The following is a 20430-nucleotide window of genomic DNA, read 5'->3' on the forward strand; positions in this document are numbered from 1 at the left end:
CCCTCTCAGCTAAGGAGCCCACCGTGAGCCATACGCGCGATATTCAGCAAACCTTCTGGCGCGACGAACATCTGCCCTGGCTGGAGCTGCGCAGTACCTGGAACAGCCGCCAGGCCTATAAACGTCATCGCCATCCGCAGCTCTCCGTGGGGGCGATTATCGAGGGGGAAACGCGCTGTATCTGCAACGGGCAGGAGTATCTGCTGCGGCCGGGCGATCTGATTATTATCCCCGCCCAGGCCCCCCACAGCTGCAATCCGCGCGACGGCCAGCCGCGCAGCTACCATATGCTCTATCTCGAGCTAAGCTGGTGCCGACGACAGCTGGCCAACGATGCGCATCAAGAACGGTTAATAGCCTCCCAGCCGGTAATACGCGATGCCGAACTGTTTGCCCGGTATTTGCAGATCGTGGAATTGATGAGCCAGCAGAACACCGCCACGTTACCCGAAAGCGTCGCCCGATTGCTGCGCGGCCTGCCGCTGCGCCCGCTCGCGCCTGTGGCGCTTAGCCAAACCAGCGCGCGTTTGTTCAGTCGTCTGGCAACCAATCTGCAGGCGCCGCCGACGCTGGATAGCCTCGCCGATGAGTTTGCGCTGCGCAAAGAGACGCTGATCCGCGCCTTCAAGCAGGATACCGGCCTGACGCCCGCCAGCTTTATCAATATCGCGCGGATTGAGTTCGCCAAAACGCGCCTGCGGGCCGGGGATAATATCGCCGATGTCGGCTACCAGGCCGGGTTTGCCGACCAGAGCCACTTTCATAAAACCTTTGTCAGCTATACCGCCGCCACGCCGCGCCAGTATGCGCAGTCCCGATCAATAACAGACAATAATTAGCGTTTACGCTGGCGTAAGGTGACCTCAGATTAATACTGAGGTTGCTATGGACATACTCGCTACGCTCTTTCCCTCCGCCTTCCCCGCGCTGGCGCTCTCCCATTTTGTCGCCCTGCTGAGTCCCGGGCCGGATTTTTTTCTGCTGGTGGGCTACGCCATCCGCTATCGCCTGCGCGGCAGCGTCGGCCTGTGTCTCGGCATTGCCGCCGGAAACGGTCTGTATATTCTTCTGGCCATTATCGGCTGGGAGATCCTGCGCCAGGCGCCGCTGCTGTTTACGGTGATTGAGCTGCTGGGCGCGGCGTATTTGCTGTGGATTGGCAGCCTGCTGCTCAGAAGCCGCCCGGCCACGCTGGCGCTGCACGGCGCCTCGGCTTCGCGCCCGCCGCTGGTGAAACAGCTTTTTCTCGGGCTGGGTTCTTCGCTGCTCAATCCGAAAAACGCGCTGTTCTACCTCGCGCTGATGACCTCCCTGCTGGGCCCGAACGTCACGCTGGTGCAGCAGGCCGTCAGCGGAGCCTGGATGACCAGCGTGGTGTTGATATGGGATCTGTTGCTGGTCACGCTGATTGCGCTACCGTCGGTGCAGCGCCGCCTTTCCGCCGTCGTCTGGCGAGTCGAGCGTACGGCCGGCGGCGTATTGATGGCTTTTGGTTGTTGGATTGTGTGGCAGTTTTTGCACGAGTTCGCCGTCAGGCTATATGCTTAAGCTTATGGAAAAACTCGCTGAACTGAAACGCGCCAAGCTGCTGGCGCTCTCGCTGCTGCTGATTGCAGCCGCCATTTTTATCACTACCCTCGTGCTGCCGCCAACGCCATGGGTCGGTGCGCTAAAGGCTATTTCCGAAGCGGCAATGGTCGGCGCGCTGGCGGACTGGTTTGCGGTCGTGGCGCTGTTCCGCCGTATTCCGCTGCCGTTCGTTGCGCGGCATACGGCGATTATTCCGCGTAATAAGGACCGGATTGCCGATAATCTCGGCTATTTCGTGCAGGAAAAATTTCTCGATACGCCGTCGCTGGTGGCGCTGATCCGGCGCTATGAACCAGCGCTGATGCTCGGTAACTGGTTCAGCCAGCCGGAAAACGCGCGGCGGGTCGGCCAGCATCTGCTGCAGGTGATGAGCGGGTTTCTCGAGCTCACCGACGACGCGCGCATTCAGCGGCTGCTGCGTCGGGCGGTGCATAAAGCGATTGATAAGGTCGATTTAACCCAAACCAGCGCTATGATGCTGGAGGGGCTGACGCGCGACAACCGTCACCAGAAGCTGCTCGATTCGCTGATTAGCCAGCTGATCGCCCTGCTCCAGCGCGACAGCTCGCGGGCGTTTATTGCCCGCGGTATCGTGCACTGGCTGGAGACCGAGCATCCGCTTAAAGCCAGGCTGCTGCCTACCGAATGGCTCGGCGAGCACAGCGCTGAAATGGTTACCGATGCGGTTAACACGCTGCTCGACGAAGTGAGTCAGGATCGCGCCCATCAGATCCGCCAGGCCTTCGATCGCGCGGCGCTAAAGCTGATCGACAACCTGAAGTCCGATCCGCTAATGGCGGAAAAAGCGGACAATATCAAAGCGTATCTGAAAAACGATGAGACCTTTAACCGCTATCTGGGCGAGGTATGGGCCGATCTGCGCGGCTGGGTTAAAAACGATGTTAATAGTGACGATTCACGCATTAAGCAGCGCATTGCCGAAGCCGGTCAGTGGTTTGGCGAAACGCTGCTCCACGATGCGGCGCTGCGCGAATCGCTGAACGAACATCTTGAGCAGGCGGCGCACCGGGTGGCCCCGGAGTTTGCCGCCTTCCTGACGCGCCATATCAGCGATACGGTCAAAAGCTGGGACTCCCGCGATATGTCCCGACAAATCGAGCTGAACATTGGTAAGGACCTGCAGTTTATCCGCATCAACGGCACGCTGGTTGGCGGCACTATCGGTCTGCTGCTGTGGCTGTTTTCACAAATTCCGGCGCTGCTGCATTTACATATTTAATTCAACTTTTTGTTTTTAATGTATTTCTTACATGAATACACATTAACCATTAAAAACACATGGATATTTAGGTTGACCCTAAATTTATTGCAGTGTGAAGTGCTGAAATAGTGCGCGCATAAACGGCTATTTATGGCGTAGAGACTCAACAAGGAGCCCACCGATGTTGCAATGGATGACCCGTTTTTTCGCCCGCCATTCCGCCACGCTTTTCTTCCCGGCAGCGCTGATCCTCTATGACTTTGCCGCCTATCTGACCACCGATCTTATCCAGCCGGGGATTATCCACGTGGTGCGCGACTTTGACGCCGACGTGGCGCTGGCTCCCGCCTCGGTCAGCCTGTATATGGCCGGCGGCATGGCGCTACAGTGGCTTCTCGGGCCGCTCTCCGATCGTATCGGCCGCCGTCCGGTGCTGCTCACCGGCGCGCTGATCTTTACCCTGGCCTGCTTCGCGACCCTGTTCACCACCTCAATGGAGCAGTTCCTCGCCGCGCGCTTTGTTCAGGGCACCAGCATCTGTTTTATCGCTACGGTTGGCTACGTCACCGTGCAGGAGGCGTTCGGCCAGACAAAAGCCATTAAGCTGATGGCGATTATTACCTCGATCGTGCTGATCGCGCCGATCATTGGCCCGCTCTCCGGCGCGGCGCTGATGCACTTCGTGCACTGGAAAGTGCTGTTCGGGATTATTGCCGTCATGGGGTTTATCGCCTGGCTGGGGCTGCTGCTGAATATGCCGGAGACCGTCCGGCGCGGCGACGTCCCCTTCAGCGCCAGCGGCGTGCTGCGCGATTTCCGCGATGTTTTCCGCAACCGCGTTTTTCTGTTCGGCGCCGCCACGCTCTCGCTCAGCTATATTCCACTGATGAGCTGGGTTGCGGTCTCGCCGGTTATCCTGATTGACGACGGCGGGCTGACCACCGCCGAGTTCGCCTGGACCCAGGTGCCGGTCTTCAGCGCAGTGATTATTGCCAACCTGTCGGTAGCGCGCTGGGTCAAAGACCCGACGCGCCCGCGCTTTATCTGGCGCGCGGTGCCCATCCAGATGACCGGGCTGGCGATCCTGATCCTTGGCAACCTGCTGTGGCCGCACGTCTGGCTGTGGTCGGTAATCGGCACCTGCTTTTACGCCTTCGGCATCGGGCTGATCTTCCCAACGCTGTTCCGCTTTACCCTGTTTTCCAACGATCTGCCAAAGGGCACCGTTTCCGCGTCGCTGAATATCGTGATCCTTAGCGTCAGCGCGCTCTCTATCGAAGCGGCGCGCTGGCTGTGGTTTAACGGCGGCAGGCTGCCTTTTCATCTGCTGGGGGTGGCGGCGGGGATCGCGGCCGCGTGCTGTCTGGCGGGTTTATTAAGCCGGATACGCCAGCAGCCGGAAGCCGAGCTGGCGCAGGAGTAGCCCACATTAGCTACTCCACGGTCCAGGCTTCACTAAAGCTCTCGTCGGCGAACAGCTCCGTCAGGCCGCTGATCTGTTTCAGACGCAGCACCTCGTCCGCATCCATACCGAGCTCTTCGCCGATGCGCCGATCGTCCCAGCCCTGGCGATGTAAATCGCGGACGATGTCGGACATCGCCGCGATCTGATGTTTGCCCCTGGCGCGATTATGGCGAATGGTGGCGGCGATGCGCTCTTTCTGCCCTTCGCGCTCGGCATTGATGAGCGTCACCGGAAGATAACCATGCAGGCGCCGGCTCAGCTCCGGGCGACTCTTACCAATCAGGTGGCGATGAAAGCCGTCGACAACCAGGTGCCGTCGCTGCTGGCGAGCCACCACTACCGGTTGGGTAAAACCATCCAGTTCGATAGAGCGTTCCAGCAGCTTTTTTTCCACCGTCGCCATCACGTTGGGGTTGTAGTCATTCGCCTCAACCGTTTTGGCCTCGACCCACAGCACGCAGTCCACCGGCTCGCGGCAGAAGGGACTGTGCTGGTGGATCAGGCTCTTCAGCTCGTTAATCGCTTTGATTTTCAGGTCAATATCGTCAAACGACTCGAGATACTCAATCACTGTCTTAGCCACATCCGGTGACATCAAAGCGTCCTCCACTCTTTACGTTTGTTACTCACCAGCCGACAGTAGCGCTCATAGTGCTTTGGCTGCGTCGGGCTGAACGACAGCATCCGGCACCAGAAATCGTTTTTCAGCAGCGTCTTGCAGATGCGGCGCCATGAGGGAACATCGCGATAGCCGAGATCTTTTTCCTGCTCGTCGGGAATATCGACAGGGAAACCGCGGGTCTGGTACCAGTGCAGATAAATAGCGATTTTATTACGGTAATGCTCGGCGGTTTTTTCCGGCATGCTGTCGAGCAGAAAGAGCGCATACTCGCGCCAGCTAAAATGCGCCGGTTTGCGGATTTTGGTCTTCAGCGCAAAGTAGTCGCCGCTGGCGTTGGCGTAAATCGCGCCGCTGTGCGCCCCGCAGACCCGACGGCACATCCGCTCCCAGGTCTCCGGCTCAAGAATGTGATAAAGCCACAGCCCGCGCCGCTGCTCGGGGCCGAAGGGCTCGCAGACGCGCATATTTTTCAGCGGTACGCCAGCGCGGTGCATCAGGTCATAGAGCGGGTTGTAGGGGAGCCGCGATTTGTGATTAAAGATCCAGATGTCGCGGGTCCGCCAGTCATAGAGGGGATAGCAGGTGTAGCTGAACCCTTCCGGCGAGGCGGTGGTCCATGGTTTATCGTCCTCAAAGCGCAGTTTGGTCGGCGAAGTGAGCGCCATATAGCGATGCAGCGACTCGTCGGTGCGGATGCCGATCAGCGAAGCGAGACTACGCCCCGCAGCCAGCCAGTGGGAAAAGGCCGGTATAAACGCTTCAAAGGTCATTTCCGGCTGATAAAAAGGGAAAAAACCGGCATCAGTGATGGCGTCATCCGGCGGTTGCCTGACCCATTCAACCCCGGCCCGCCAGGCGACCCATTCCGGCTCATGCTGCGATACGCCGCTCACCGTGGTCATCGGCAGCGCCACCCAGTAGAAGCGGCTCACCACGTCCTGATAGCGCTCTTTCATATTTTGTACGTGCTGGATGGTTAATAAATACTGCGCTTCCCAGTCCACGAACAATACCGCAAACTTTTTCCCTTTTTTACGCGCAACGGCCGCCGCCAGATGAAATAATACCGTCGAGTCTTTACCACCCGAAAAAGATAAACAGACCTGCTCGAAAGTATCAAATACCCAATCCAGGCGCATCAGAGCAGCGTCAAAAACATTCATATTCAGTTTTACGCGTTTCATCCTTCACCCCTGATAAATGAATCGCCGTCAGAATGTACTTATAGAAAAATCCCGTAAGCCAGATAACCTGAAAACAGGTTCATAGATTATTCATCCAGATACCGAACATGCTGAAAAAAGGCGAGCACGACTAAATGTTATTCACACCATAAAAATCATACTATCTCATTTAAATTCATAAAGTTACGAGAATAACTCCTATTATCTTCGTTTTCTCGGGAATGCTGTGATCTCAGTCACAATTCTCCGCCAACCGAGGTCATCAATATCCTTTATTGCGGCCAAAAACATCACGCCATATCGCAACTGACTCTCCGCGATCGGATATAATCAGCGGCCCTGATTCACCGTAACAATAAAGATTAAGGAACGCCATGAGCGATATCGATCTCAGCCCGCCGCAACGCGATCTGCTGCGCGAGAAGCTGTCTAAATACTGCGAAGAGAATTTTGAGCTGGAGCTGGAGCAATTTGACGCGGAATTCTTTGTCGACTTTATTGCGAAAGAGCTGGGTCCGATGTTTTATAACGCCGGGATTGATGCGGCCATCGCCACCCACCTTGCGTGGGGCGATCGGATTCAGGAAGAGATGGATCTGAAAAAAGTCTATTAGCGGAAGATCAATAAATACCCATACAAAATGTGGCTATAATGCGACCTCTTTCATCATCTCCCGTGTACGGGGAAGGAAAACCATGTCGCTTATCACCGATCTACCCGCCATTTTTGACCACTTCTCCGCAGCCCGCCAGCAGGGTTTCCTCACGGTCATGGAGCTTAAAGAGCAAAATATTCCGCTGGTTGGCACCTACTGCACCTTTATGCCGCAGGAGATCCCGTTGGCCGCGGGCGCGGTGGTGGTGTCGCTGTGCTCCACCTCCGACGAGACGATTGAAGAGGCGGAAAAGGATCTGCCGCGCAACCTCTGTCCGCTGATAAAAAGCAGCTACGGTTTTGGCAAGACCGACAAATGCCCCTATTTCTACTTTTCCGACCTCGTGGTGGGCGAAACCACCTGCGACGGCAAAAAGAAAATGTACGAATACATGGCCGAATTCAAAGCCGTGCACGTGATGCAGCTGCCGAACAGCGCCAGCGATGATGCCTCGCGGGCGCTGTGGAAAGCGGAAATTTTGCGCCTGCAGAAGGTGGTGGAAGATCGCTTTGGTACGCCGATTACCGAAGCCGCCCTGCGCGAGGCGATTCTCCTCAAGAACCGCGAACGGCGGGCGCTGGCGAACTTTTATCGCGTCGGGCAGCTCAACCCGCCCGCGCTCAGCGGCAGCGATATTTTAAAAGTGGTCTACGGCGCGACCTTCCGCTTCGATAAAGCGGCGCTGATCGATGAGCTCAACGACATGGCCGATCGGGTACGCCTGCAGTGGCAAGAGGGCAAACGGCTGGCGGCGCGGCCGCGTATTCTGATCACCGGCTGCCCGATCGGCGGCGCGGCGGAAAAAGTGGTGAAGGCCATTGAGGACAACGGCGGCTGGGTGGTCGGTTTTGAAAACTGCACCGGCGCGAAAGCCACCGAGCGCTGCGTGGAGGAGACGGGCGACGTTTACGACGCCCTGACCGATAAATATCTCGCCATCGGCTGCTCCTGCATCTCGCCGAACGACCAGCGCCTGTCCCTGCTTAGTCAAATGGTAGAAGAGTACCAGGCCGACGGAGTGGTAGACGTCATTCTGCAGGCCTGCCATACCTACGCGGTGGAGTCGCTGGCGATAAAACGCCACGTGCGCCAGCAGCACGACATCCCCTATATCGCCATTGAGACCGACTATTCGACGGCGGATATCGGCCAGCTCAGCACCCGCGTGGCGGCCTTTATTGAGATGCTTTAGGAGCGCGCGTGACCGTTACCGTAGGGATTGATTCCGGATCGACCGCCACCAAAGGCATCCTGCTTGAAGACGGCGTGATTCAGCGCCGCTTTCTCTGCCCGACGCCGTTTCGCCCCGCCGACGCCATCGTTGAGGCGTGGGAAACGCTCCGCGCAGGCCTGAGCGAGCGCCCCTTTTTAACCTTAACCGGCTACGGTCGCCAGCTGGTGGATTTTGCCGATAAGCAGGTCACCGAGATCTCGTGCCACGGGCTCGGCGCGCGGCTGCTGGCCCCGCAGACCCGGACGGTCATCGATATCGGCGGCCAGGACAGCAAGGTTATCCAGCTGGACGACGCGGGTAATCTCACCGATTTCCTGATGAACGATAAATGCGCGGCGGGCACCGGGCGCTTTCTGGAAGTGATCTCGCGTACGCTGGGGGCCAGCGTCGAACAGCTCGACAGCATCACCGAAGGCGTTGAACCCCATACGATTACCAGCATGTGCACGGTATTCGCCGAATCCGAGGTCATCAGCCTGCGTTCGGCCGGGGTGCCGCCGGAGGCGATCCTCGCCGGGGTGATCAACGCCATGGCCCGACGCAGCGCCAATTTTATCGGCCGTCTGTCGGCGCAGGGGCCGCTGCTGTTTACCGGCGGCGTCAGCCACTGCACGGCCTTCGCGCGGAGGCTTGAGGGGCACGTGGGTATGGCGGTACAAACGCATCCCGACGCGCAGTTTGCCGGGGCGATCGGCGCGGCGCTGATCGGCTTACGTCAGAGGAGCCGCCGGTGACGGAATATCTGTTTTTATTTCACTCAACGGTGGGGGTAGTGCGGATGCGCAAAGCCCTGCAGGCGGCGGGAGCGTCCTTCCGGGTGAAGGACATTCCGCGCCAGCTGCGCGGCGGCTGCGGGCTTTGTATTTATCTGAGCTGTGAGCCGGGCGAAGAACAGAAGTGGATTCTCCCCGGCCAAACGGCAGCCCTGTTTCGCGTCGCCGGGGATGATTATCAGCTGCTGGCTCAGTTTCCGCCGCAGGCGTAACCAGCGCGCGAATCATCGCCCGGCGGCGTACAGCGCGCACAATATCCGGGTTTGTTCCCTCAGCCCAGCAGCTGGCGCACGCAGGATTTAAACACCCGCACGCCATCCGCCAGCGCGGCGCGGTCGAAGTGCATCTCCGGATGATGCAGCCCCGGCAGCAGGTCGCAGCCCAGCCCCCAGAACCCGCCCTTCACCTCTGGACGCAGGCGCAGGTAGTGGAAAAAGTCTTCACTGCCCGGCGTGCTTTTCGCGTCGGTTAATCCGGCATCGCCAAAGACCTCGCGAATCGCCTGGCTGACGATAGCCGTAGCCTGTTCGTCGATAATCGCGGCGGGCATCTCCTTGACGATCTGGATATCAACGGTGGCGCCATAAGCCGCCGCGCTGCTCTCTATCGCCCGCACCACCCGCTCTTTCAGCGTCGCCATGCCGTCATTTTCCGCGCTGCGCAGATCCCAGCACACGTGCGCTTTCGCCGGCACCGAGTTGGTTACCCCCGCATCGCACAGAAAGCGCGTCGCTTTAGCGCTCCAGGTCAGCGAAGGCGCCAGATGAATCCCGTTTACCGCCTGCACCGCGTGCGACGCGGCATCCAGCGCGTTAACGCCCAGGTGAGGCCGGGCGGCATGCGCGGCTTTGCCATGGAAATCGACCATCACCGTCGCCGAGGCGGAGTAGTACATCGCCGGCACCGCCTTGCCCTTCGGGCACTCCTCCAGCGGCCTGAGGTGGAAGCCGAACAGCATCTCCACGTCGTCCAGCACGCCCGCTTCCGTCAGCGCGATCGCCCCGGTGCCCAGCTCTTCGGCGGGCTGAAAGAGTATTTTCAGCTTCCCGCGCTTCACCAGCCCTTCGGCGAGGATCTCTTCCGCGGCGGTCAACACCACCGAAGAGTGCCCGTCATGGCCACAGGTATGGCGAGCCTCTAAGCGGCCATCGATGATATGGCCCAGCGCATCCATATCCGCCCGCAGCGCCACGACCGGCCCCGGCTTACCGCTATCCAGCAGCGCAACAATGCCGGTGGTGCCGCCGACGTTGCGCTGAACCTGAAACCCCGCGGCTTCTAATACATCGCCGATGTATGCCGACGTTTTGTGCTCCTCAAAGCCCAGTTCAGGGATTTGATGCAGATAATTGAAATGCTCTAAAGTTCGCGACACGTCTTACTCCTTGCCTTCTATTATGCAATCACGCGCATGACCAGCATGGCGATGACGGCATTGATAACGCTCACCGCCATCAGCAGCGGCCAATATTTTTTCGGGACATCCGCCACGCCGAGCAGGCGCCCCATGTACTGAAGCTGCGAACCCATGAGGAAAATCGCCGGGATGAGAATCGTGATATCCGCCACGTTAAGGGTGCCTTTGCTCAACAGGCTCACCGCCACGCCGGTTCCCGCAGAGGCGGAGAGCCAGGAGGTCAGCAATACGGTAATGGCTTCACCCGGCAGGCCAAACAGGCCCATCAGCGGCGCGCAGACGTGGCCGATGATCTGCATCACGCCGAGCAAATTGAGCATTTCAGCGATCACGTAGGCCATTAATACATTCGGCATCAGATTGTTGATGGCGATATTAAATCCTTTGCGTGCACCGATAACAAAAATATCGAACGGGTTACTACCGACTTTTGCCGAATTATTCATTTTCAAAATCCCTTTTATAAGCGGTATTCAGAACCAGACGCGTGATTGCCGCGCCGACAAATTTCAGCACAAACATTAAAAGCAGCGGAATAATGATAGGAATGGTTAACGAAGCGAAAAGCGCTGAGCCAATCGAGAAGTAGTTATTAATCAGGCCGGCGCCGGAATATTGCCAGGCGCCCATAATAACCAGATCCTTACGATTTATTTTGTCGCTGTCATACAGCTCTTTGGTCAGCGCCGCGCCGGCATCGGTACTCTGTAAATCGGTAATCAGCGCCAGGCCGGTATAACCCGGGATCCCGAGCAGCGGGCGAAGCAGCGGGGTCAGCAGTTTATGCGCCGCGCGGATCGCCCCGTAGTGGGTAAATATCTCCAGCAGCCCCAGCGCCAGCATCACCGTCGGCACCAGCGACAGGGCAAACAGAAAGCCGGCCTTGGCGCTGATGCCGCCGCTGCCGATAAAGGTGTTGGTTTCCGGCGTTTTCATGGTGCCGAACGCGCCGCCGAGGGTGGTAAAGTCAAACGCCCCCAGCCAGGCCATGCCTTCAACCTTAAACAGCAACCCGGAGAAAACTAACAATACGATAATCAGTGAAATCCAGGCTCCGGGCCCGACTTTCCACTCATTTGCCGTTTCGTCGGAGGAACATTCCAACGTTTTATTTTCACTCATACCCTGTCCTCTCACATAATGAAATGTTAGTGCGATTGTTTGCAATTTGAAATTATGTCAATTTATTGTTATTCGAATTTATTATTTTCACTGATAGGCTTTTCCATATTCCCTTACTCAGCATCATCACCATTTCTTATTCTTCACCTTCCCGAGCCTTGCCACCTTAATAGCACGCCGGAAATAAGCGATGAGAATTTTCCTCCCTGCCAGTTTTTGTCCGAATTACGATTATCTATAACTTGCCGGGATGATAAATACCTGTGAAAGGGTGTTATTGTTGACTACAGGTCAACAAAGGAGCGAGAAACGATGTTGCATGAGAGGCCAATGAGCTATCTGTATGAAGTCGGGATTCAGGGAGGCATTCGCCGGGCCGCCGATATGCTGGGCATCAACCCGTCAGTCATCAGCCGCCAGATAGCGCAGCTGGAACGGGCGCTGGAGCTGCCGCTGCTGGAACGCCAGGGGCGAAACGTGGTGCTGACCGAAGCCGGACGTCTGCTGGCGGAGGACTACTTCGAAAGCCGTCAGCGCCGGGAAAAGCTGGAAAGTCACCTGAAGGATTTACGCCATATGCGCGGCGGGACAATTTCAGTGAGGATTGGCGGCGGGCTGGTCACCACCTTTATTGAATCGGTGATGAGCACCTTTGCGCAGTCCTGGCCTAACGTATTCGTGGATATTATTGTCGGCAGCATGCAGGAGATGCTCAACGATATCGCCAGCGGCGAAGCGGATATGGCGGTTGCCTTCGGCCCCATCGGCAACCCGGAGCTTAAACGCCACAGCTTTCAGTGGGGCCCTATCTGCGCCGTGGTCTCGCCACAGCATCCCATCGCTGCCCTGCCCGCCGTCACCATCGATGAGCTTACGCAATATCGCCTGATCGCGCTCACCGACAGCTTTGGCCTGCAGCGCCATATGAACGCCATGTTCAAAACCGCCGGACGGCAGTTTCACCCCGCCTATCGCTGCAACCTCTTTTCGACCGCCATGAGCCTGAGCCAGGCGGGATTGGGGATCTCTTTTATGACCGCATACGCCGCCCGGGAGGCGATCGCCCACGGTATTCTGACCGCGGTCCCCATCGATCATCCTATCGCCAGCAGCGCCCAGTGCCACCTGCTACGCAACTCCGACCGCCGCTTTTCGCCGGCGGCGCATCATATGTGGCGGCTGCTGCACAACGCTTTTCGCGACGCGCAGCGGGCGCTGGCGGCCTGAGCTTATTCGGTCACCACGAACCGCGTTGGCGCAAAGCAGTTCAGCAGCCGATGCATAAGAAAGACCATGGTCAGCGTAACGATCAGCGCCACGGTGACGGAAGTGATGCGGTACAGATCGCTGAACACCAGGTCCTGGTCCGGATGCAGGTTCTGGCCGAACATGATGCCGATGGTGGTAATGCTGGCGAAGCCCACGCCGGCCCCCACCTTCTCCATCACGTGCAGGCGGGCGCTAAACGCCAGACCGAGACCAATCAGCGGCATCATCAGCACCATATGGTTGCTGAAGTCGTAGATAATCAGCTGCACCACCAGGATATAAAGGCAGGCCAGCACCACCCCCACCACCCGCCAGATCGAGCTGATCACCGCGCCGCGATAGTGCATCGGGAACAGAATTAAAATTCCCGCCATCAGCGCCGACAGCGAGTCGCTCAGGTCGCAGACCTGAAAGATCACAAAGATCATTGTCGCCACGCTGCCGGAGAGCAGCGATTCATGGCGAATACGAGCGGCGTCTTTTTCAATGCGCGGCGGCGGCTTGCGCGGTTCAACGTCCGGGATGAAGTAGTTCAGCAGCGCGCTGAGCGCCACCGCCATCACGCAGGCCTCCATATTGGAGAACATCAGGGTGTGCCAGTTACTGGTGGGATAGCTCATAAAGTTGAGCATCGTGCTTTGACACACCACGCCCATCGATCCCAGCAAAAAAAGCGGCCCCTGGCTCATAAAGCGAAAGCGCATCACGTACAGGCCAAACACCACCAGGGTCATAATCACCGGCCATTGCGACAGATAGCCGACGATTAACACCATCTCGACGCAGTTCACCGCCGCGCTGAACACAAACTGCCGCGCCACGTGACGGTTAAATACCGGCACCAGCGACAGCAGCATCAGCGGATAAACCACGAAAAAGACGCCGTACTGTACGTCGTAGAAGGTCGAAATGCTCAGTGCGATAGTGCCGGCCACGGCGATGCGCAGGGTCTGGCGAAAATCGTTCGCCGTGTAGACGATGTTGCCGTGCGGGGTGAAAACCCGCGCCAGGGTATTAATAGACATAGTGCAGGAAGCTCACCAGATGGATCTGCGCGCCGGCGAAGGTACGGGCGAACGGGCCATCGCTGTTATAGAGCTGTACCGTCGCGCGGGCGCCGGTGGGCAGCGGCTTATCCAGCGGCTCGTCCAGGGCGACGTGAATACGCATGCGCTGCGCGTCGCGCACCCAGCGGGTGGACTGCTCCGGCTGCGACAGCTGGCCATTGACCTCTTCCTGGCCGGCCAGAATACCGGCATCGCTGCTGGTGACGTGCGCCGGGAAGACTTTCCCCGGCAGCGCATCAAACACCACCGCGGCATCGGTATTGACGCCGGTGTGGCGCAGGCTCTTTTCACGGAAATCGGCGACGATATCGGTCTGATTGCTCACCAGCGCCAGCAGCGGCGTGGCGGCGGTGGCGTACAGACCGGGGTTAAGCTGCAGGTTGCTCACCATCCCGTCGGTCTCCGCGCGGACCTTCGTCCAGCCGAGGTTAAGCTGCGCCTCTTCCAGCGCGTTGCGGTACTTCTGCAGCGTGACGTTGCGCCCATCGTCGCGCTCGCCGCGCTGGATCAGCAGATTCTGGATACTGGCGTTGAGCGCGCTGACCGACTGCTCGCTGGTCTGCCAGGTGGTGCGCACTTTATCCAGATCCGACTGGGAAACGTTCTGCATGGTGCTCAGGCGCTGGTAGCGATCGAAGGTCACCTTATCGTTGCGCGCGGTGTACTGGGCGGTGCGCAGGTTGGCGCGGGCAGAGGCGATCTGCGCGTCCAGCTGCTGGTTACTGAGTTTCGCCTGTTCAAGGGCGATCTGCGCCGCTTCCACTTTATTGATAAACGGCGTCGGATCCAGTTCATAGAGCAGGTCGCCCTTCTTCACCTGGCTGTTGTTGTGCACATAGACATGGGAGACATAGCCGGAGACGCGCGACGAGACCGGCGTGACCACGCGCATCACGGTGGAGTCCGGCGTGAGCGGGATCCAGATATCGGCAACGATAAACCAGGCGAATATGGCCAGGAAGGCGGCAATACTCACCCTTACCCAGCGGGCAAATTTCTGTTCAGGGGTCATCATAGTGTTTTAGATCTTGTTATCTTCTTCGCGGATAGTCCGCAGATTGCAGGCGATTTGATTTAACGTGGCGCTAAAGGCGGCGAGCTGCGCTTCAGGGAGGGTTTCGGTGACGCGCTGTTGATAGGTCTCAATCACGCGGTTCAGCTTCTCCAGAATAGCGCGGCCTTCCGCCGTCAGCGTCAGCAGGCGTATGCGTTTGTCATAAGGCGATGTTGAACGCAGCAGATAGCCCTGCTTTTCCAGCTGCGTGAGGGTGCGCATCAGCGGCGGCAGCTCAATGCCCTGCACCTCCGCCAGCTCGCTGACCGAGACGTTATCCCCCAACTGATGCAGCTGCATCAGCACCGTCCAGCTTGACTGGGTCAGGCCGGTGTCGGTAATGGCAGAATCAATAATCGCGCGCCACTGGCGCACCACCATCGCCATGCGCATGCCCATCGGGCGGCGGGCAAACAGGTCGTCTTCGGTCATCTTTTTTTCCTCACTTAACGGTGAGGAAAATAATACTTATCACGATAAGTATCAAGAAACGAAGAGGGGATAAGCATGAATTGATAAATTCTATGAATGTATTATCCCCGGTCGCGCTTGCGCTTACCGGGGCTACAGAACAGCGCGGTTTGGTAGCCCCCCGGACAGGCGCGTCAAGCGCCGCCTCCGGGGAAATGCCAGGGAATAAATCGCATTTTTTAATTGATCTGATCCCGACGCAGCCCGACATCTTTTAGCTGTTCGTCGCTCATACGCTGCAATGTCCTGCGCGTTTGTTCACGAAGCCACCATTTTTTGATTATCCGCGCCAGAAATACGAAGCCGATAAACGGCTGTCTTGCCCGATTCTCGTGAAATTCCATCCTCTACCTCCTCACCTTGCCAGAGGCTTTATCTTCACGGATCCGGGGCTAAACAATACAGATTCACAAAATACTTTTCTTTAACATACAGATTCGCTAAAACGTACAGCAGACCTCATTTTTACCGCCAATCTGTACTGGTTTATTGATCTGTATGGCGACGATCAAGGATACAGCATGACCCGCTATCAACATCTGGCCAGCCTGCTGGCAGAACGCATCGAACAGGGGCTGTATCGCCCCGGCGAAAAGCTGCCGTCGGTACGCAGCCTGAGCCAGGAACACGGTGTCAGCATCAGCACCGTTCAGCAGGCCTACCAGACGCTGGAACAGCAGCAGCTGATCGTGCCGCAGCCGCGATCCGGCTATTTCGTGGCTCCGCGTAAAGCCCAGCCGCCGGTGCCGCCGATGTCGCGTCCGGTCCAGCGCCCTGTCGAGATCACCCAGTGGGATCAGGTGCTGACCATGCTCGACGCCCGCCACGATAAATCAATTATCCCCTTCGGCGGCGGCTCGCCGGACGTCACTCAGCCGAGCCTGAAGCCTATCTGGCGCGAGCTGAGCCGGGCAATTCAGCACAACCTTAGCGAAGTGCTGAACTACGACGAGCTGGCCGGGCGTCGCGAGCTGCGCGAACAGATCGCCCGCCTGATGCTCGACGGCGGATCGGTGGTCACCGCCAACGATCTGGTGCTCACCAGCGGCTGCCACAGCGCGCTGTCGCTGGCGCTGCTGTCGGTCTGCCAGCCCGGCGATATCGTCGCCGTCGAATCCCCTTGCTACTACGGCACCATGCAGATGCTGCGCGGATTAGGGCTAAAAACCATCGAGATCCCCACCGATCCGGAAACCGGGATCAGCATCGAGGCGTTAGAGCTGGCGCTCGATCAATGGCCGATCAAAGGGGTGATCCTGGTCCCCAACTGCAATAATCCGCTGGGATTTATCATGCCGGATGCCCGCAAGCGGGCGGCGCTGTGCCTCGCCCAGCGCCACGATATCGTTATCTTTGAGGATGATATCTACGGCGAGCTGGCGACCGAATACCCGCGTCCGCGCACCATCCATTCCTGGGATATCGACGGCCGGGTGATGCTCTGCAGTTCGTTTACCAAAACCATCGCTCCCGGCCTGCGCATCGGCTGGATTGCCCCCGGCCGTTATTACGATCGCCTGCTGCAGATGAAGTATGCCGCGAGCGGAACCAACGTTCCCTCCACTCAGCTGGCGGCCTGTAACTTTATTCGCGAAGGCCACTATCACCGCCACGTGCGAAGAATGCGGCAGATCTACCAGCGTAATATGGAAATTTACACCTGCTGGCTGCGGGAGTTTTTCCCCTGCGGGATCTGCGTTACCCGCCCGAAAGGCGGCTTTATGCTGTGGGTCGAGCTGCCGGAGCAGGTGGATATGGTCTGCGTCGCGAAGCAGCTGTGCCGCCTGAAAATCCAGGTCGCGCCGGGATCGCTGTTTTCAGCATCCGGGAAATACCGCAACTGCTTAAGGATCAACTGCGCCCTGCCGCCGATCGAGAAGCATAAAGAGGTGATGGTGCAGCTGGGGGAAGCGGTGAAAGTGGCGATGGAGTGATTAATCATCTTAACTAATGGAAAATATATGGAAAGCAACTTAAAAAAATTTTCGACCAATGCATTAAAAATTATTCCAGGATATGATTTCCTCTCGGAAATGTATATATTCATTAAACACCCGGAAATATATGACGGCACCCATGAATATGCTCCCTTGGTAAATTCTGGCGCTAATTTATTAAAATCAATACTAATTGTAGGCTCATTGATAGCTGCATTCAGTTTTCTTTCAATAAAATTAGCTCCCATAACTAGCTTTAAATTAATATTCAATCAACTATATTGGTACATTCTTTTGTTAATCCAACCTATAAAGTTTGGAGTCTTTTTCTGGCTGTGCATGTCTACAGCAACTCGATTTAAAAAAAATGTGTGTCATAGTGTTTATTTTTTTCAGGTGCTTCAAACCTACGCGGTTATTAATGTAATAACATTCTTCTTGTTTTGCATAGCAATCAACAGAATTTTCCTTACTGGAGATTTTAACAGACCATCTGGCAACATTGATCTAATGATAGGTTTTATATTGGCATTGCTTGTTCTTACACTTACATTCAGACTATTAATAGCTCCATCATTTCGTTACTTGTCGATGTATTACAAAAAACCATCCAGTGCAATTATCCTTCTCTTATCAATTAGCATCTCTTATTATTCAGCTAATCAAATAAAATTAGTAGACGGAAGTGGAATGGTGAACAAGAAAGAATTCTGCGAATTATTTTATGATTTAAAAATAAATCCCTCACACATTAATAAAATCGATAAAAACCTATACCTGAATGAGTGTATAAATATCTTCTCCCAGAATTGATAATTATGTAAAATCAGAAGGTTCCTGTTCACGTAAAGAGAGAACTATGGCTGACCTTAACCTGAGTACCCTGACGGAAGCAGACATTATCACCAAACGCGTTATGCCCGCCATCCTCGATGCCGGCTGGAGCGACACAACGCAAATCCGACAGGAGGTCAAACTCCGGGACGGTAAGGTCATCGTGCGCGGTAAGGTTGCAGCGCGCAGAACGGTGAAATCCGCCGATATCGTGCTGTATTACAAGCCGGGCATTCCGCTGGCGGTCATTGAAGCCAAAGCCAACAAACACGAAATCGGCAAGGGGATGCAGCAGGGCATCGAGTACGCACGCCTGCTGGACGTTCCTTTCGTCTTCGCCACCAACGGCGACGGTTTTATTTTCCGCGATGCCACGGCAGCCGAAGGCGAGTTGCTCGAAAAAAGTATTACCCTTGACGAATTTCCATCCCCAGCCGAACTCTGGCACAAGCTCTGCGTCTGGAAAGGTTACACCGAAGCCCAGCTTCCGGTAATTACTCAGGACTACTACGACGACGGCAGCGGCAAAGCGCCACGTTATTACCAGCTACAGGCCATCAATAAAACGATTGAAGCCGTTTCCGCCGGGCAGAACCGCGTTCTGCTGGTGATGGCAACCGGCACCGGCAAAACTTATACCGCCTTCCAGATCATCTGGCGCTTATGGAAAGCGAAAAGTAAGAAGCGGATCCTGTTCCTGGCCGATCGCAACATTCTGGTCGATCAGACCAAAAATAACGACTTCTTGCCCTTTGGCACAGCGATGACCAAGGTCACCGGGCGCACCATCGACCCGGCCTTTGAAATCCATCTCGCGCTGTACCAGGCCATTACCGGCCCGGAAGAAGATCAAAAGGCCTTTAAACAGGTAGCCCCGGATTTCTTTGACCTGATTGTGATCGACGAATGCCATCGCGGCAGCGCTTCGGAAGACAGCGCATGGCGCGAAATCCTCGACTATTTCAGCGCCGCCACGCAGATTGGCTTAACCGCCACGCCGAAAGAGACTCATGAAGTCTCCAGCACCGATTACTTCGGCGACCCGGTCTATATCTACTCGCTGAAAGAAGGCATCGAAGACGGCTTCCTTGCCCCTTATAAAGTGGTGCGCGTCGATATCGATGTTGATCTTCAGGGCTGGCGTCCCACCAAAGGCCAGACGGATAAAAACGGTGAGCTGATCGACGACCGTATCTACAACCAGAAAGATTTTGATCGCACGATGGTGATCGATGAGCGCACCGAACTGGTAGCGAAAACCATTACCGATTACCTCAAACGCACCAACCCGATGGATAAAACCATCATCTTCTGTAACGACATCGATCACGCGGAGCGAATGCGCCGCGCGCTGGTCAATCTCAACCCGGAACAGGTCAAGAAGAACGACAAGTACGTGATGAAAATCACCGGCGATGACGACATCGGCAAAGCCCAGCTGGATAACTTTATTAACCCCAAAAAAGCCTATCCGGTCATCGCCACCACCTCCGAGTTGATGACCACCGGCGTGGACGCCAAAACCTGCAAACTGGTGGTGCTGGACCAAAACATTCAGTCGATGACCAAATTCAAGCAGATCATCGGCCGCGGCACCCGCATCGATGAACGCTACGGCAAGCTATGGTTCACCATCCTCGACTTCAAAAAGGCCACCGAACTGTTCGCCGACGAGCGCTTCGACGGCATCCCGGAAAAGGTGATGGACACCACGCCGCAAGATATCGCCGACCCGGAGTCTGATTTTGCAGAGCAGTTCGACGAACACGAAGAAGAGACCGAAAACGACATCACCGGTGTCGATGAAGATCCCGCCCCGTATACCGTCACCGATTCCGGCGATGTCGGCCCGCTGCCGGAAGAGGACGAGAACAAAGTGCGCAAGTTTCACGTCAACGGCGTGGCCGTCGGCGTAATCGCCCAGCGCGTGCAGTATTACGACGCCGACGGCAAGCTGGTCACCGAATCCTTCAAAGATTACACCCGCAAAACGCTGCTCAAAGAGTACGCCTCGCTGGATGATTTCACCCGCAAATGGCAGGGCGCCGAGCGCAAACAGGCCATCATCAACGAGCTGGAACAGCAGGGTATAATCTGGGAAGTGCTGGCGGAAGAGGTCGGTAAAGAGCTCGACCCGTTCGACATGCTGTGCCACGTGGTGTATGGTCAGCCGCCGTTAACCCGCAAAGAGCGGGCGGAGAACGTGCGTAAGCGCAACTACTTCACCAAATACTCCGATGCCGCGCAGGCGGTGCTGAATACACTGCTGGATAAATACGCCGACGCGGGCGTGCAGGAAATAGAGAGTATTCACGTACTGAAGCTCAAGCCGTTTGACAGCATGGGTACGCTGCCGGAGATCATTAAAAGCGGATTCGGCGACCGTAACGGGTATAATCAGGCCATCAGCGAGCTGGAGAGCGAAATCTACCACCTACCGCCCCGCTCCGCGTAACCACTCCCCTTTTGCGCCTTCTGCTGCCACCGCGTAGCAGAAGGCCTTATTGTTAATG

Annotated in this window: 21 protein-coding genes; 12 read left to right on the forward strand and 9 right to left on the reverse strand. The window is 56.7% G+C overall.

What is annotated here, in order from left to right; all coding sequences use genetic code 11:
• Positions 1-23: 23 nt before the first annotated feature.
• The 4 genes from HMPREF1144_RS11670 (at position 24) to mdtM (ending at position 4235) form a co-directional block, all read left to right on the forward strand.
• Positions 24-839, forward strand: a complete 816-nt coding sequence (locus HMPREF1144_RS11670) for an AraC family transcriptional regulator (RefSeq protein WP_009652834.1) — start codon at positions 24-26, stop codon at positions 837-839.
• A 46-nt stretch (positions 840-885) separates the two neighbouring features.
• Positions 886-1548 (forward strand): LysE family translocator, encoded by a 663-nt coding sequence (locus HMPREF1144_RS11675; protein ID WP_009652849.1) that lies wholly within the window; start codon positions 886-888, stop codon positions 1546-1548.
• The gene (locus HMPREF1144_RS11680; protein WP_004098278.1) at positions 1541-2830 is read left to right on the forward strand and encodes a DUF445 domain-containing protein; all 1290 of its coding nucleotides are present in this window, start codon (positions 1541-1543) and stop codon (positions 2828-2830) included. Before HMPREF1144_RS11675 ends, HMPREF1144_RS11680 begins: the two co-directional genes overlap by 8 nt.
• 163 nt (positions 2831-2993) lie before the next feature.
• The gene (mdtM, locus tag HMPREF1144_RS11685; protein ID WP_009652859.1) at positions 2994-4235 is read left to right on the forward strand and encodes a multidrug efflux MFS transporter MdtM; all 1242 of its coding nucleotides are present in this window, start codon (positions 2994-2996) and stop codon (positions 4233-4235) included.
• 10 nt (positions 4236-4245) lie between these two features.
• Here the strand turns inward: mdtM and HMPREF1144_RS11690 are convergent, their stop codons facing one another.
• Positions 4246-4872: an IbrB-like domain-containing protein gene (locus HMPREF1144_RS11690; protein ID WP_004098276.1), complete on the reverse strand. Its 627-nt coding sequence runs from the start codon at positions 4870-4872 to the stop codon at positions 4246-4248.
• On the reverse strand, positions 4872-6083 hold the full coding sequence (locus HMPREF1144_RS11695) for a phosphoadenosine phosphosulfate reductase (protein ID WP_004098275.1): 1212 nt from the start codon (positions 6081-6083) through the stop codon (positions 4872-4874). Before HMPREF1144_RS11695 ends, HMPREF1144_RS11690 begins: the two co-directional genes overlap by 1 nt.
• Before the next feature lie 374 nt (positions 6084-6457).
• Between HMPREF1144_RS11695 and HMPREF1144_RS11700 the strand changes: the two genes are divergently transcribed.
• The 4 genes from HMPREF1144_RS11700 (at position 6458) to HMPREF1144_RS11715 (ending at position 8958) form a co-directional block, all read left to right on the forward strand.
• On the forward strand, positions 6458-6697 hold the full coding sequence (locus HMPREF1144_RS11700; protein ID WP_009652824.1) for a DUF2164 domain-containing protein: 240 nt from the start codon (positions 6458-6460) through the stop codon (positions 6695-6697).
• 82 nt (positions 6698-6779) lie between these two features.
• The gene (locus tag HMPREF1144_RS11705) at positions 6780-7931 is read left to right on the forward strand and encodes a double-cubane-cluster-containing anaerobic reductase (protein WP_004098273.1); all 1152 of its coding nucleotides are present in this window, start codon (positions 6780-6782) and stop codon (positions 7929-7931) included.
• An 8-nt stretch (positions 7932-7939) separates the two neighbouring features.
• A complete protein-coding gene (gene yjiL / locus HMPREF1144_RS11710; protein ID WP_009652827.1) occupies positions 7940-8707 on the forward strand; it encodes a putative 2-hydroxyacyl-CoA dehydratase activator YjiL in 768 nt (255 codons plus the stop codon).
• Complete coding sequence (locus HMPREF1144_RS11715; protein WP_004098270.1) at positions 8704-8958, forward strand: DUF3343 domain-containing protein; 255 nt, start codon at positions 8704-8706, stop codon at positions 8956-8958. Before yjiL ends, HMPREF1144_RS11715 begins: the two co-directional genes overlap by 4 nt.
• Before the next feature lie 59 nt (positions 8959-9017).
• Here the strand turns inward: HMPREF1144_RS11715 and HMPREF1144_RS11720 are convergent, their stop codons facing one another.
• The 3 genes from HMPREF1144_RS11720 to HMPREF1144_RS11730 are packed head-to-tail and all read right to left on the reverse strand — an operon-like array spanning position 9018 to position 11285.
• On the reverse strand, positions 9018-10121 hold the full coding sequence (locus tag HMPREF1144_RS11720) for a M20 peptidase aminoacylase family protein (RefSeq protein WP_004098269.1): 1104 nt from the start codon (positions 10119-10121) through the stop codon (positions 9018-9020).
• 20 nt (positions 10122-10141) lie between these two features.
• Complete coding sequence (locus HMPREF1144_RS11725; protein ID WP_004098268.1) at positions 10142-10609, reverse strand: YjiG family protein; 468 nt, start codon at positions 10607-10609, stop codon at positions 10142-10144.
• The gene (locus HMPREF1144_RS11730) at positions 10602-11285 is read right to left on the reverse strand and encodes a nucleoside recognition domain-containing protein (RefSeq protein WP_004098267.1); all 684 of its coding nucleotides are present in this window, start codon (positions 11283-11285) and stop codon (positions 10602-10604) included. The genes HMPREF1144_RS11725 and HMPREF1144_RS11730 overlap by 8 nt, the downstream gene beginning before the upstream one ends.
• 312 nt (positions 11286-11597) lie before the next feature.
• On the opposite strand from HMPREF1144_RS11730, the gene HMPREF1144_RS11735 reads away from it, so the two are divergent.
• Positions 11598-12512: a LysR substrate-binding domain-containing protein gene (locus tag HMPREF1144_RS11735; RefSeq protein ID WP_004098266.1), complete on the forward strand. Its 915-nt coding sequence runs from the start codon at positions 11598-11600 to the stop codon at positions 12510-12512.
• A 2-nt stretch (positions 12513-12514) separates the two neighbouring features.
• On the opposite strand, the gene HMPREF1144_RS11740 is transcribed toward HMPREF1144_RS11735, so the two are convergent.
• The 4 genes from HMPREF1144_RS11740 to HMPREF1144_RS31345 all read right to left on the reverse strand — a co-directional run bounded on the left by HMPREF1144_RS11740 (position 12515) and on the right by HMPREF1144_RS31345 (position 15490).
• On the reverse strand, positions 12515-13579 hold the full coding sequence (locus HMPREF1144_RS11740; RefSeq protein WP_004098265.1) for a DUF2955 domain-containing protein: 1065 nt from the start codon (positions 13577-13579) through the stop codon (positions 12515-12517).
• The gene (locus tag HMPREF1144_RS11745) at positions 13569-14636 is read right to left on the reverse strand and encodes an HlyD family secretion protein (protein ID WP_004098264.1); all 1068 of its coding nucleotides are present in this window, start codon (positions 14634-14636) and stop codon (positions 13569-13571) included. The genes HMPREF1144_RS11740 and HMPREF1144_RS11745 overlap by 11 nt, the downstream gene beginning before the upstream one ends.
• A gap of 6 nt (positions 14637-14642) precedes the next feature.
• On the reverse strand, positions 14643-15107 hold the full coding sequence (locus HMPREF1144_RS11750; protein WP_004128530.1) for a MarR family winged helix-turn-helix transcriptional regulator: 465 nt from the start codon (positions 15105-15107) through the stop codon (positions 14643-14645).
• Positions 15108-15325: 218 nt separating this feature from the next.
• A complete protein-coding gene (locus HMPREF1144_RS31345) occupies positions 15326-15490 on the reverse strand; it encodes a DUF1127 domain-containing protein (protein WP_004098259.1) in 165 nt (54 codons plus the stop codon).
• 177 nt (positions 15491-15667) lie between these two features.
• Here HMPREF1144_RS31345 and HMPREF1144_RS11755 point away from each other — a divergent pair, with 177 nt between their 5' ends.
• From HMPREF1144_RS11755 to hsdR, 3 genes are read left to right on the forward strand one after another with little or no spacing between them, the layout of a single operon-like run.
• On the forward strand, positions 15668-17080 hold the full coding sequence (locus HMPREF1144_RS11755) for a PLP-dependent aminotransferase family protein (RefSeq protein WP_004128527.1): 1413 nt from the start codon (positions 15668-15670) through the stop codon (positions 17078-17080).
• Between the two features lie 27 nt (positions 17081-17107).
• Positions 17108-17896, forward strand: coding sequence for a hypothetical protein (locus HMPREF1144_RS33590; protein WP_227500437.1), 789 nt, complete (start codon positions 17108-17110; stop codon positions 17894-17896).
• 46 nt (positions 17897-17942) lie between these two features.
• On the forward strand, positions 17943-20372 hold the full coding sequence (gene hsdR, locus HMPREF1144_RS11765; protein ID WP_009652831.1) for an EcoAI/FtnUII family type I restriction enzme subunit R: 2430 nt from the start codon (positions 17943-17945) through the stop codon (positions 20370-20372).
• The last annotated feature ends 58 nt before the right edge of the window (positions 20373-20430 follow it).

Source organism: Klebsiella sp. OBRC7, assembly GCF_000293135.1.
Taxonomy (GTDB): Bacteria; Pseudomonadota; Gammaproteobacteria; order Enterobacterales; family Enterobacteriaceae; genus Klebsiella; species Klebsiella michiganensis.

Bases quoted from the DNA above. Each gene is read 5' to 3' on its own strand.
- HMPREF1144_RS11745 (WP_004098264.1), bottom strand. From the start codon at position 14,636: ATGATGACCCCTGAACAGAAATTTGCCCGCTGGGTAAGGGTGAGTATT.
- HMPREF1144_RS33590 (WP_227500437.1), top strand. From the start codon at position 17,108: ATGGAAAGCAACTTAAAAAAATTTTCGACCAATGCATTAAAAATTATT.
- HMPREF1144_RS11750 (WP_004128530.1), bottom strand. From the start codon at position 15,107: ATGACCGAAGACGACCTGTTTGCCCGCCGCCCGATGGGCATGCGCATG.
- HMPREF1144_RS11705 (WP_004098273.1), top strand. From the start codon at position 6,780: ATGTCGCTTATCACCGATCTACCCGCCATTTTTGACCACTTCTCCGCA.
- HMPREF1144_RS11690 (WP_004098276.1), bottom strand. From the start codon at position 4,872: ATGTCACCGGATGTGGCTAAGACAGTGATTGAGTATCTCGAGTCGTTT.
- HMPREF1144_RS31345 (WP_004098259.1), bottom strand. From the start codon at position 15,490: ATGGAATTTCACGAGAATCGGGCAAGACAGCCGTTTATCGGCTTCGTA.
- HMPREF1144_RS11680 (WP_004098278.1), top strand. From the start codon at position 1,541: ATGCTTAAGCTTATGGAAAAACTCGCTGAACTGAAACGCGCCAAGCTG.
- HMPREF1144_RS11700 (WP_009652824.1), top strand. From the start codon at position 6,458: ATGAGCGATATCGATCTCAGCCCGCCGCAACGCGATCTGCTGCGCGAG.
- HMPREF1144_RS11675 (WP_009652849.1), top strand. From the start codon at position 886: ATGGACATACTCGCTACGCTCTTTCCCTCCGCCTTCCCCGCGCTGGCG.
- HMPREF1144_RS11695 (WP_004098275.1), bottom strand. From the start codon at position 6,083: ATGAAACGCGTAAAACTGAATATGAATGTTTTTGACGCTGCTCTGATG.
- mdtM (WP_009652859.1), top strand. From the start codon at position 2,994: ATGTTGCAATGGATGACCCGTTTTTTCGCCCGCCATTCCGCCACGCTT.
- HMPREF1144_RS11730 (WP_004098267.1), bottom strand. From the start codon at position 11,285: ATGAGTGAAAATAAAACGTTGGAATGTTCCTCCGACGAAACGGCAAAT.
- HMPREF1144_RS11755 (WP_004128527.1), top strand. From the start codon at position 15,668: ATGACCCGCTATCAACATCTGGCCAGCCTGCTGGCAGAACGCATCGAA.
- HMPREF1144_RS11725 (WP_004098268.1), bottom strand. From the start codon at position 10,609: ATGAATAATTCGGCAAAAGTCGGTAGTAACCCGTTCGATATTTTTGTT.
- HMPREF1144_RS11735 (WP_004098266.1), top strand. From the start codon at position 11,598: ATGTTGCATGAGAGGCCAATGAGCTATCTGTATGAAGTCGGGATTCAG.
- HMPREF1144_RS11740 (WP_004098265.1), bottom strand. From the start codon at position 13,579: ATGTCTATTAATACCCTGGCGCGGGTTTTCACCCCGCACGGCAACATC.
- hsdR (WP_009652831.1), top strand. From the start codon at position 17,943: ATGGCTGACCTTAACCTGAGTACCCTGACGGAAGCAGACATTATCACC.